The organism is Siminovitchia fortis, assembly GCF_007681465.1.
GTDB classification, from domain to species: Bacteria; Bacillota; Bacilli; order Bacillales; family Bacillaceae_C; genus Siminovitchia; species Siminovitchia fortis.
This window is the reverse complement of the sequence record NZ_VEKZ01000083.1, coordinates 1-10767: the sequence shown is the minus strand read 5'-3', so window position 1 is coordinate 10767 and position 10767 is coordinate 1. Positions and strand designations below refer to the sequence as shown.

Annotated in this window: 9 protein-coding genes; all 9 read right to left on the bottom strand. The window is 41.7% G+C overall.

Annotation, left to right across the window (positions count from 1 at the left end; genetic code table 11):
• Positions 1 to 58: 58 nt before the first annotated feature.
• Positions 59 to 355, bottom strand: coding sequence for a PALP domain-containing protein (locus FS666_RS17945; RefSeq protein ID WP_222119379.1), 297 nt, complete (start codon positions 353 to 355; stop codon positions 59 to 61).
• Positions 356 to 597: 242 nt separating this feature from the next.
• Positions 598 to 756, bottom strand: a complete 159-nt coding sequence (locus FS666_RS19945; protein WP_164876235.1) for a hypothetical protein — start codon at positions 754 to 756, stop codon at positions 598 to 600.
• Positions 757 to 1152: 396 nt separating this feature from the next.
• Positions 1153 to 1998 (bottom strand): YcnL family membrane protein, encoded by an 846-nt coding sequence (locus FS666_RS17940; RefSeq protein WP_244943954.1) that lies wholly within the window; start codon positions 1996 to 1998, stop codon positions 1153 to 1155.
• Positions 1999 to 2153: 155 nt separating this feature from the next.
• Complete coding sequence (locus FS666_RS17935; protein ID WP_144463632.1) at positions 2154 to 3899, bottom strand: ABC transporter ATP-binding protein; 1746 nt, start codon at positions 3897 to 3899, stop codon at positions 2154 to 2156.
• A complete protein-coding gene (locus tag FS666_RS17930) occupies positions 3896 to 5641 on the bottom strand; it encodes an ABC transporter ATP-binding protein (RefSeq protein ID WP_144463633.1) in 1746 nt (581 codons plus the stop codon). The genes FS666_RS17935 and FS666_RS17930 overlap by 4 nt, the downstream gene beginning before the upstream one ends.
• 601 nt (positions 5642 to 6242) lie before the next feature.
• Complete coding sequence (locus tag FS666_RS17925) at positions 6243 to 7154, bottom strand: sulfite exporter TauE/SafE family protein (RefSeq protein WP_144463634.1); 912 nt, start codon at positions 7152 to 7154, stop codon at positions 6243 to 6245.
• 43 nt (positions 7155 to 7197) lie between these two features.
• The gene (cysC, locus tag FS666_RS17920) at positions 7198 to 7803 is read right to left on the bottom strand and encodes an adenylyl-sulfate kinase (protein ID WP_144463635.1); all 606 of its coding nucleotides are present in this window, start codon (positions 7801 to 7803) and stop codon (positions 7198 to 7200) included.
• A gap of 39 nt (positions 7804 to 7842) precedes the next feature.
• Entirely contained in the window at positions 7843 to 9030 is a 1188-nt protein-coding gene (gene sat, locus FS666_RS17915) for a sulfate adenylyltransferase (RefSeq protein ID WP_144463636.1), read from the bottom strand.
• Positions 9031 to 9429: 399 nt separating this feature from the next.
• Positions 9430 to 10164, bottom strand: a complete 735-nt coding sequence (locus tag FS666_RS17910; protein WP_144463637.1) for a phosphoadenylyl-sulfate reductase — start codon at positions 10162 to 10164, stop codon at positions 9430 to 9432.
• Between the last annotated feature and the right edge of the window lie 603 nt (positions 10165 to 10767).

The window sequence follows — 10767 nt, the reverse complement described above, 5'->3', positions numbered from 1 at the left end:
ATCTAAATAAAGCATAAATCAAATCCCCATCTGAAAACAGGTGGGGATTATTTGACGCTTACGCTAGATATTTACCTATAGCGTAGGAACCACCTAATACTTTAAACGCATTAAGTCCAAATCGATAAGATTCATCTTTAACCCAAATATTACTAACTCCAAATTGTTTAGATAACTTATCCAAGCTGTGAAGAGGGGTTACTTTATATTCTGGAAAGCTTTTATGAAAATTTCTTACCTTTTCAACTACTTCCCTATTCATAAACGATGCAGATGCTTTCTCTGAATCTGTTTTTCTTGTATTTTCATTTACAATATATTGAATTTCTGTTTTTGTTTCTCTTAAATTGACCATTTTTATTCTCCTTTAAATAATTCAGGATGTATATGTTTGAACTACTCGTCACTAAAGTAACGAGATTCTGTAAGTTTAGGCCGGCCCTTAAACCAGCTTAATTCTTACCGGGACTGCCAAAAGCCCCCTAGCCACCTTGCCCGCCAAAGCGGATGTGTGGGTACATCTTAAAATGTTTGCTGCGCCATTCAAGAGCTTATAACGTTGAATTATGCCTATTATGGAACAAACTTAGGTGCTTCCTATGAGCCTGTAAGCATCCTGGATGCCCAACTATCAGGATATTCCTCGGCAAAGATCCCACTATTTGACTTCACCATTTGAACTCCTATCCAAATTGCGCCTGTCGCCAAAAACAAATCATAAATGCCCAACATCCTTGCTCTTATTGTTTGCTTCATCTTTTTATCCCTCCATGGTTTTCTTAAAAACCTCCTGCGCTATTCAACAATCTGGTCTGATTAAAGAAAAGGCACACTACCTATTCCATAAGTGCGCCAGTTACTTGGATAAGAAAAATTAGTATTGTAATAAGTAATGAATAGAAAAAATTAGTTTCATCAAATACATAACTCCCGCATTAACCCCACCACATTGCCAAAAACAAATAATGATCAAAGTGAAGTCGGTACACCTATGAAACCAATGGCAAGGAGATATACACCGAATTTGTCTTTTACTACAACTAACTAAACGCATCAAACAGAAATTGGCTAGCATGAGTCCGGTTTAGTGCCGTCTCCATACCAGCCAACAGACTGCTTAATATAAAACTCTAACTTTTAGGGGTCACTACCCTACACAGGAGAACTTTTTTCATTAATTTGACCAATTAAACCAGGGAGCTCGGAAATTGGCTTAAGAAATATGCTTTCTTCATATGGTCGAAATTCTATGTCGCCAACTTTGACAGCAAGGTCATATTCACCGACTATTGAATCCAGCAAAATAAAAGCGGCAGTCAGGCAGTCATCATCGTTAGGGTCGGCGTCTTTTAAAAATATCTCTAAATCCAATAATCCATCGAGCCTTGTATAGGTAAAAAACATATTTTCAGGTTTTAAATGGACGTCGCCAATCTGAATATCAGAAGTTTCCTCTCTTTGACGGAATGCAACAACTTTGAAATTTTCCATTACTGGTGCAGCCAGTACAAGTTTTTCTACAGCTGGAAATGCATCGAGATTTCCATCGGCACTAATAATGAATTCCCGTTTTCCATCAATTAGATCGGCGCTGAACTCGAAAGTCAGGGCAGGATTTATTTTTAAAAGCTGTTTTTCGATGGTCGGAAACACGGCATCCAGATTTTCTTCATTCAAGTGAAAATAATCGTCCGAATGTTTGATAAACCATTTCCAAAATTCGTTGTACGAATGCTTCAAATGAAGATTTCCTTTATTAAACATAACCAGTCCGTTAAAACGTTCATATAGAGCAACAACAGGATACAGGACACAAAAGAAAATAATGATCAGAGGTATCATCAGTGCACAGATCAGCAGCAAGAAAGGGGTGACCCTTGTTTCTTTTAGTTTTACCCTGCAGTGCGGGCATTTCATTGTAAACGGCGTAGAAAAGGCTTCAAAGTCATCAAGCGTAATAGGAACCTCACATTGAGGGCACGGCACAGAAGTTTTCATGGGGCTGTCTCCTCAGAAAAAATTGACTTCTAAAATTATAAACGTACGGTATGTTTTTCCTCATCCCTTTGCATTATGGTATTAGTATATATTCGCTCAAAATGGCTGTTCTCCTTCATCAACTTATTGCAAGGACAGCATAATAATTTGTCTGTTCACACGCTTATTTTTCTATTAAGCGACCCGGCCTGCATTTGATACATTTGCCTGTATATGCCGCCATGCGCCAATAATTCATCATGAGTTCCCTGCTCTTTGATCACACCCCGTTCCAATACGAGGATGCGGTCGGCATTTTTTATGGTAGACAGACGGTGGGCAATGATGAATGTTGTACGCCCCTTCTTCAGGACATCCATCGCATGCTGGATGATTTCCTCGGTTTCTGTATCAATATTGGATGTTGCCTCATCCAATATTAATATCGCGGGATCAAAAGCAAGCGCCCGCGCAAATGAGATCAACTGGCGCTGGCCGGAAGAAAGGGTGCTGCCTTTTTCAACAACCGGCTCATCCATGCCTTTTTTGAGATTGAGTACGCGTTCTCCCCCAACCGCTTTCAACGCTTCTTCTGCTTTTTCCCGTGTAATTCTTGGGTTGTTTAAACTGATATTGGAGAAAACAGTCCCGGTAAATAAATATGGGTCTTGTAAAACAATGCCCATGTGCTGGCGTATCGCCTGTCTCGGCACGGATGTTATGTCTACCCCGTCTATAAATATCTTTCCTTTCGTTGGATCATAGAAGCGGAATAATAAATTCATAATCGAGCTTTTTCCGGAACCCGTATGTCCTACCAACGCCACGGTTTCGCTTTGTTTCGCTTCGAAGGTAATATTTTTCAAAACATATTCGTTGTCCTTGTATGCAAAAGAGACATCGTCGAAAAAAACATGCCCTTTGTATCTTGGCATTGTTTCCTCCGACACCTTTTCCCCACTTATATCCAACACTTCAAACACTCGGCTCCCGGCGGCAAGCGAGCGCTCAAGCTGTGAAAACTGATTGACGATCGTCGTTATCGGGTTGAATAATTTCGTCAAATAATCGACAAACGCATATAAAGTACCCGCAGTTACGATTGCCGATCCCGAAATCGATTTGGTTCCAAAGTAAAGGATGAAAATGGCAAACATCATCAAGCGAATCGTACTCACCAAATTAAAGGAAGTAGCCGAATCCAGGAACAACAATTTTCGCTGATACGTATAATGCTCTTCATTCATCTCATCGAATTCTTTCGTCATTTGCTTTTCGCGCCGAAAGGCTTGAATGATGGGCATGCCCTGAATAGATTCATTAATCAGGGCATTGAGATCAGCGATTTTGGTGCGAATCACAGCGTTGTATTCCGCAGCATATTTTCTATACAAAATCATCCAAATATAGACGAGTGGAAGCAAGCCGAGTGCAATCATCGCCATTTTCCAGTTTAAAATGAACAGCGCCACGTACACACCGGCTACCGTTATAAGACCTGTCGCAATATTGGAAAGTACCTGGACATATAAATTTCTCACCGCCTCCGTATCATTTGTCACGCGCGCGACAATTTTTCCAGCCGGAAGATGATCAAAATGCTGGATAGGCAAAGTTTGAATATGGCCAAATATGTCTTGACGCAGCTTTTGTACAACCCGGTTCGCTCCTATCTGCAAATAGATAAACATGAAATAACGCAAGATGGCTGTGGCTATCGCTAACATTAAAAACAAACAAAGCAGCCAGGCAATCGGCCCTGCTTCAATTTTTCCCAATTCCATATGCTCATCTATAATATGTTTGGCAATAAACGGGCCCGAAAGTTCTGTAAAAACTGCCCCGGTTAAGAAAAATAATCCGAGAAAAATGGGCCGTTTAAAATACATGGCATATTCTGTCAATCGTTTACCCGTGCTCATGAGCCGCCGTCCACCTCCAGCTGCTGGCGGTCAAATTGTTCTTTATACCAGCCGTTTTGTTGAATGAGCTCCTCATGTGTTCCCTGCTCGATGATCCGTCCTTCGTCGAGGACGATAATTTGGTTTGCGTGCTGTACACTCGATAAACGATGTGTCGTAATGATGGTTGTCTTGCCATTTCTTTCATTTTGAATGTTTTTGATAATACTGGCTTCTGTATTTGCATCAACGGCTGACAGGGAATCATCGAGAATGAGTATTTCAGGATCTTTAATGAGCGCACGTGCAATGGACACTCGCTGCTTTTGTCCCCCTGATAAGGAAACCCCTTTTTCACCCACAAGTGTTTCGAGTCCCATTGGGAGATTTTTCAAATCCTTTTCAAAGGAGGCAAGGCGGATGGCTTTCCTCAAGTCAGCCTCCGTTGCATCTTCCTTGCCGAATAAAATATTTTCCCGAATAGTACGGGAAAATAACACATGATCCTGTGGTACATACCCGATCCAATCAAGGATCTGTTCCTTTGGCTGCGAAGTTATTTCAACCCCATCAATCGTTAATTGCCCTTTTTCAAGCGGATATTCGCGCAATAATTGCCTTAGAAATGTCGTTTTTCCTGCCCCTGTTTTTCCGACAATCCCCAGTGTTTCTCCTCTTCCCAGAGACAAAGAAATTTCCTGTAAATTTTTCACCCGGCTCGTTGGATATTGAAACTCCAGATTTTTAAAATCGAGCGCATTCGGCTTTTTAAGCTCTATCGTTTTTTTACTATTTTGAACATCCGCTTTATAGCCAAGGGTTTGCAGTACCCGGTCCAGTGATGCATTTCCCTGCTGCATGACATTAATCAATTCGCCAATGGCGAAAATAGGCCATACAGCAAGCCCTAAATATACGTTGAATGTGATAAGCTGTCCCACCGTCATTTCCCCATTTGATACTAAAAATGCACCGTATCCAAGCGAGATGACATAGCTGATTCCTGTTCCGAATTTCGTTATCGGTCCGAATAAAGCGTTTATTTTGGCTGTTTCCATGTTTTTTTTGTAGACGGTTTCACTCATGTCGGCAAACCTTGCTTCATCTTCCTTCTCTTGCACATATGCCCGAATGACGCGCACTCCTGCCACTGATTCCAAAACACTGTCGTTCATCTCGCCAAACGCATCCTGCGCTTTCATATAACGTTCATGCACAAGCCTGCCAAAATATTGGATCAGCACTGCCATAATCGGCACAGGCAGCATAGCGAATAAAGTCAGTTTCCATGAGATCATAAAGCCCATGGCAAAAATGATGGCGCCCATGTATAAAGTCGAGTCGATGAGTATCATAATGCCAAAGCCTGCCGTCAATGAAACAGCATTCAAATCATTCGTCGCACGCGCCATTAAATCGCCCGTACGATTTTTTTCATAAAAGGTCGGCGTCATTTTTAAAAAATGAAGCATTAACTTCCGCCGCATCAACTTTTCGAGATTGATGGCCCCTTCAAATAAGCGATATTCCCAAATAAAATTTAAAATATAACCTCCGACAATGATGACGGCAAAAATGAGCATATATTGGCCTAATACGGCCTTTGTCATTTCACCGGCGGTTATAATATCTATGATATTGCCTAGCAAATACGGCGGAACAACTTCCAGCGCATTGGCAATGATCAATAAGCCAACGGCTACCGTATATTGCTGCCAATACCGGCCAAAAAACCATCCCAACTTCTCCAAAACATCAAACATGGATCAAACCTTCTTTCATAGGTTGTAAAAGTGGCTACCCGCTGTCAAGCAGCTTTTCCTCGCATAACATTCTTTTTTGAATTTTGGACATGACCATCTACTCCTTTTTGGAACTTTTTCAATATATTTAACAACAAAAAACGCATACCCTAAAAGAGTATGCAGCTAAAATTGGGTATAGAAGTTTCATCCATGCCTTTTATCAGGTTGACAATCAATTGATGCAGTGAACCAGGCTTGGATTATATATAAAATTGGATTGGGCGTTCAATGTGCGAAAAAGCATGATCCGTGCCTCCCTGGAAAACTTTGGGTAACCAATATTTTACTGAAAAAGTATTTAGTGTTCTTGAATATTATCATCCTTTTCAAATAATTGTCAACAGTTAGGTGATTTTTTATTTGAGATTTTTCGCTATCATTCCCGTACACTTTAACAGTAGCGGTATACACCATTCAATTTGAAAATATCAAATCTAATAAAGCAGTAAGACCATCCCCTTTTCTCCATAATACAGACATAAAAAAATGCCCCCTACCAGAATCTGGAGGCCAAAGTATAGGTGAATACTTTGAGATTTGTCATCGGAAGAAATTTTCATCAATTTCTCCCTATATTACTGATCAATGCTCTTCTTTCCTTCTTATTTATTTTGTCTGCCTTCATTTTGCGTACACCGGCAAAAACAGCGATTGCCCATCCCAGTAAAATGGTTCCATAAATGGGAGCCGTATACGATTCATTTATTACCCAGAAATTTAACATCGTTCGTGCATTGATGAGGATAATAAATCCCCCAACCAAAATACCCATTAATTGCGCAGGCACTTTTCGAACTAACCATGCCGCGATGGGTGCTGCAATAATGCCTCCCATAACAAGAGCGCCAACCCAAAGAAAGTTGATCTTTCCCCATCCCAATGAAATCAGAAATCCGAGAGTGGCCGAAACAGCGATTGCAAATTCACTTGTGTCAACCGTTCCAACTACTTTCCGGGCCGTCATCCCTTTTTTTGAAAGAAGAACGGGTGTGGCAATCGGACCCCAGCCCCCGCCGCCGGTTGCATCGGCAAAACCTGCAATTAATCCCAATGGGATCGACTGTTTGACAGATATTGTTCTGGCTTCCTTTGTCTCGCTGTTCTTAAATTTAAACAAGAATCGAAAAACCACGTAGAAGCCTAACAGTAATAGAAAAGCTGAAATATACGGTCTCACAATTTCGCCCGGCAAATGGCTTAAAAAGCAAGCGCCCGCAAACGCCCCTATAGAACCCGGGATAATAAGACGATACAACATTCTTTTATCCACATTTCCAAATTTAAAGTGGGCTATTCCTGAAGCGGCAGTCGTAGCTACTTCAGACAGATGTATGGTGGCAGAGGCAACCGCAGGGGCAATGCCAAACGCTAATAAAAGAGTCGTTGAGGATATTCCATATGCCATTCCCAACGCACCGTCTATAAGCTGTGCAAGGAAACCGACAATAGCTAAAACAATCAGTTTTTTCATATTTCTCTTCCCTCATAAAAAATTGGGTTTGAAATCTTTGCTGCTAAACTATATAGTTCTTATCCTTCAAATATTTAATAATGAGCTGAACCGACTCTTCTAATGACAGCAGTTCAGTATTTATCGTTATTTCCGGATCCTCAGGCTCTTCATAAGGAGCATCAATCCCTGTAAATCCTTTAATTTTGCCTGCGCGCGCTTTTTTATAAAGACCTTTCGGATCGCGCTTTTCACATTCTTCCAAGCTGCATTTTACATAGATTTCAATAAATTCGTTCTCTTCCAATATGGACCGCACTTGATCGCGGTCCTTACGGTATGGGGAAATAAATGCCGATAGTGTGATGATTCCTGCGTCAATCATAAGTTTTGAAACTTCCCCTATTCGCCGGATGTTTTCTGTACGATCCTCGGGACTGAAGCCCAGGTTTTTATTTAAACCGTGGCGAATATTATCTCCATCTAATCGATAAGTGTGGACACCCGACTGAAAAAGCTCTTTCTCCAGCAAGGCGGATAACGTGGATTTTCCTGATCCCGACAGGCCTGTGAACCATAGTACAGCGCTTTGGTGGCCATTTCGTTTTTGCCTTTCTTCCTTTGACACTGCCGATTCATGCCACACCACGGTATTGGGGGATGTACTCATTTGCTTCCTCCTAAAACTTTTTCATCAATTGCACCCGGATCATATTAATTCTTTTTGCTTTAAGCCTTTGACAAGCACGGCTGCAACCTCGGGACGGGAAAACTCTTTTGGGAGATCTTCTCCATTCCGAAGTTTTTCTCTTACCTTTGTTCCACTTAAAAGGACGCGAAACTCTTCATCATGCGGACATGTTTTTGCGGTGGCCATGTTTTCACACTTCGTGCAATAAAAGGCATTTTCAAATTTAAATATTTGAATTCCCAGTTCTTCTTCAAACTGTGAAATTAACTCTTGGGCTTCATAGGTGCCATAATAATCACCGACACCTGCGTGATCACGCCCAACGATAAAATGCGTGCATCCATAATTTTTACGGACTATGGCGTGTAAAATGGCTTCCCTGGGGCCGCCGTAACGCATTGCAGCCGGATAAATAACCAGTTTGGCACGGTCAGTTGGAAAATAATGTTGAAGAACCACTTGATAACTTTCCATGCGGATCTCTGCTGGAATATCATCTGCCTTCGTTTCACCAACCAGTGGATTTAACAATAGCCCATCGACAGACTCCAAGGCACATTTTTGAATATATTCATGAGAACGATGAACAGGATTCCTTGTTTGAAATCCAACAATGGTCTTCCATCCTAAATGAGCAAACATGTTCCGTGTCTCCCTTGGTGTTAAATAAAATTCTTCAAAAGGGGTATGGTTCGGACGATTTAATAGATAGATTGGCCCTGCCAGATACACTTCACCTTTTTCATATATCTTGTTGACACCCGGATGTGCGGGGTCCACCGTCCCGAATACAAGTCTCGCTTCCTTTTCTTTGTCATAGCTGTATTTTTCCTGTAAATGAAGTACACCATAAACAATATCGTCCTCTCCGGTAAGGGCAATGTCGGTGCCAATTTCATATTCATCTGCTTCTTCCCCGGAAACGTGGAGAGTAATCGGAATACTCCAAAGCGTCCCATCGGCAAGACGCATTTCTTCTATGACATGGATGTAATCCTTTTGTCCCATGAATCCATTTAAAGGGCTGAATCCTCCAATGCCAATAAGTTCTAAATCCGATAACCCCCAAGCATCAAGCTTTAATGATTTTAACGAATCAGCTTTTTTTAGATAAGCTTCTCTTTGCAAACCAACTAATTCTCTCTGAATTAAATCGCCTCCATGGGGCAAAATGGAGCTTTCTTCTTTTTGTATCGTTACAGACATTGGCTCAACCTCCATCTTTTTCACTTATTCCAACACTTGAGGGCATAAACAGAGTTTTATATTTGGTTCCCTGAAAACAAAGGCGCAAGCGCCTGTTTATCGACGTACAGACTGGAGCGCTTCTGACGAGATAAAGGAAACACGCGCAGCGGAGCGGAGCGATGTTGACTTATCGTAGGAAAGCTACTACTTGAGATTGCCCCGTGTGATGCTTCCTCGAGTTAGCGTCGTGCAGCTTTGCGACGAGGTGAGCCTATACTTCTCCGAATAACCTGCGCCGCAGGAGCACATTAAGCGTGAAGTCTGCTAGTCGATAGGCGCTGGAGCCGGACGTAGCACAAAAAGATAATGATTTATCAACAACCTAAGTGCTTTATAATTTCCTATACCATGAAAAAGTTAATTTTGCCTATTATCGGAAGTATGGAGACCGCACTCTGTTTTATGAAATCCGGCCCACCTTCCTGCTCTAAAATCCCGGTCATCTGTTACAAGTGAAGTGCACGGTTCGCAGCCAATACTCGGGTATCCCTTTTCGTGTAAAGGATTATAAGGCAAATGATTTTGCCGTATATACGCCCAAACATCTTCCCAAGTCCAATAAATTAAAGGGCATACCTTAATTGACTGAAACCGGTCATCCTTGTTTACAAAATCTATATCCTTCCGACTCAAGGACTGTTCCCTCCGCAGACCGGAGATCCAGGCCGGAACGCCGTGTAATACTTCTTCCAAAGGTTTCACCTTTCGAATGTAACAACAAAGATCCGGCTGGCTTTTCCATAGTTCAGGACCATATTGCTGGCTCTGCTCTTTTAAAGTTAGTGCAGGCTGTTTCAACTGAATCTGGAGATCAGGATATTTTTCCTTTACTGTATCAATCAGCTCATACGTTTCTTTAAAATGTACTCCGGTATCCAAAAAGACAACTTGTGCATTTGGTTTGATTTTGGAAATGAGGTCAATTAATACAATGCCTTCTGCACCAAAACTGCACGCATAAATAATAGAGTCTTTGTAGGAATCATACGCCCACTGTAAAACTTTTACAGCGCCTTTTGTTTCATCCGAAGGTATCCAATCTTTAAAGGGATCTTCCTCAAACTCTTTGTAACTGATCAGCGGGATACTCATTCATTCCACTCCAAGCTTCTAAATTTATCCCTTATGGGCTCTTTCCCTTGTTAACCTATTCACCCATTACATGTAATGAGCCTGTATATTTAATCCGATCCCAAGGCGCCAGGGCAAATTAAGAAAAGCGCAAGGCGTGCAGCCTTAGGAGACAAGCACAAGGCGAATTTTGATGAGGCAGTTCTTCAGCCACCACAGCAAAGCAGCTAATTTAAATCACACCGTGTAAAGCATCACTGAGAGGCTTCGTGCAGCTTTACGACGAGCTGAACAAGGCTTCCTCGAAAAGGCTATGGCGCAGGAGCACATTCTTCCTGAATAAGCTTCCTTGCGGCTTGATCCTTGTGATAATGGCGCCTGGCCGACTTGAACCGCCACGTCCTGTGGCGTCGGCAGGCTCAGTACGCGACATCCTGTCGCTTCGCTTGCACTAGTACTTCCTGTACGTCGTCGGCACTAGGACTTCCTGTCCGTCGGAGCTGGACATATAACATCATTGTCTATATTGAAGACTTTTCAAATTTTATACTTTAGCAGCAAAAAAAAACTTACACGGAATAAGTAACACCAACAAAAATAATAGGTTATAATAGACTTATAATT